General features: G+C 72.3%; 1 protein-coding gene and 1 pseudogene. Both read left to right on the forward strand.

What is annotated here, in order from left to right:
* Positions 1–1,155 (forward strand): cytochrome c biogenesis protein ResB (locus tag ABZ078_RS44370; RefSeq protein ID WP_356584388.1); only part of this gene is annotated, 1,155 nt, incomplete at its 5' end.
* A pseudogene (locus ABZ078_RS44375) lies at positions 1,152–1,585 on the forward strand (c-type cytochrome biogenesis protein CcsB); the annotation flags it as partial. The gene ABZ078_RS44370 and the pseudogene ABZ078_RS44375, both read left to right, overlap by 4 nt.

Consider the following 1,585-nt stretch of genomic DNA (forward strand, 5'->3'; position numbering starts at 1 on the left):
GCCGGCCCCGATGGGGCCGGGGGCGCTGTGGCGGGTGAGAAGGGATACCTGCGCGAGGCGGGCAACCTGCTGTTCCATCTCGCCCTGTTCGGGCTGCTGGTGGCCCTGGCCGTCGGCGGGCTGTTGGGTTCGACCGGCCAGGCCGTCGTCGTGGAGGGCGACAGTTTCACCAACGCGCGCACCCAGTACGACGACTTCCAGCCGGGCAAGCTGGTCTCCGGAGACAGCCTTGAGCCGTTCGGCTTCCGTCTGGAGGACTTCACCGGCGATTACCAGCGCAGTGGACCGCAGCTCGGCACGCCGACCTTCTTCCAGGCCCGCGTGAAGGCCAGTGAGATGGTGGGCGGCCCCGAGCGCGAGGTCACCATCCGGGTGAACGACCCGATGGGGATCGGCGGGTCCAAGGTCTACCTGGTCGGCCACGGCTACGCGCCCGTGGTGACCGTGCGCGACGGCAAGGGTGACGTCGCCTGGTCCGGGCCGGTGCCCTTCCTGCCGCAGGACGCCTTCGTCCGCTCCACCGGAGTGGTCAAGGTCCCCGACGCCCGCGACCGCGACGGCAGGCCCACCCAGCTCGGCTTCACCGGCCTGTTCCTGCCCACCGTCAACCTCTCCGCCGACGGCTGGTCCTCCATCTATCCCGGACCCGAGGACCCCGTCCTCGTGCTGACCGCCTACCACGGCGACCTCGGCCTGGACAGCGGGCTACCGCAGAGTGTCTACCAGCTCGACACCAGCCGGATGACCCAGTTCACGAAGAAGGACGGCTCCCCCGCCGCCAAGGCGCTGCGGCCCGGCGACAAGATGACCCTGCCCGACGGGGCGGGCTCGCTCACCTTCGACGGGCTCAATGAGTGGGCCAGCTTCCAGATCGCCCGCAACCCCAGCAACGGCACCGCCTTGTGGAGCTCGATCGCCGCCGGCCTGGGCCTGACCGCCTCGCTGTTCATCCGACGGCGCCGCCTGTGGATCCGCATCCGCCCCGGCTCGGGCACGGGCAGCGAGATCGAGGTCGCCGGCCTGGACCGGTCCGCGTCCGCCCCGCTCGCCCAGGAAGTCGCCGACCTCACCGCCGAACTGCACCGCACGATCCCCCCGGCCGACGCCACCGCCTCACCGCACCAGGACCAGGACCAGAAGCAGGAGCAACCGTGAACCCGACGACCACCGCGGACCAGACGCTGGCCCAGCTCAGCAACTGGCTGATCTACTCGGCGATCGCCGTCTACCTGCTGGCCTTCCTGACCCACTGCGCCGAATGGGCCTTCGGCAGTCGCAGCCGCATTGCCCGCCTCGCCGCCACACCCGCCACGCACCAGGCAGGCGGCGCCGGGACCGCCGCCGAGACGGCCGCCAAGGGACGTACGCAGTCCCGGACGGCCTCGGCCGTGAGCACCGCGGTACTGGCCCGGTCCACCGCCCGCCTGACGGCCGAGGACGCCTCCGGGCCCGGCGACGGCCCGGCCGCCGCCGACAGCGCCCCCCAGGACCCGCGGTCCGATCTGCTCGGCCGGATCGGGGTCTCCCTGACCGCCCTGGCCTTCCTGCTCCACCTGGCCTCCGTGGCCACCCGCGCCTGGTCGGT

It is taken from the genome of Streptomyces sp. NPDC006385 (assembly GCF_040612485.1).
In the GTDB taxonomy this organism is placed as follows: Bacteria; Actinomycetota; Actinomycetes; order Streptomycetales; family Streptomycetaceae; genus Streptomyces.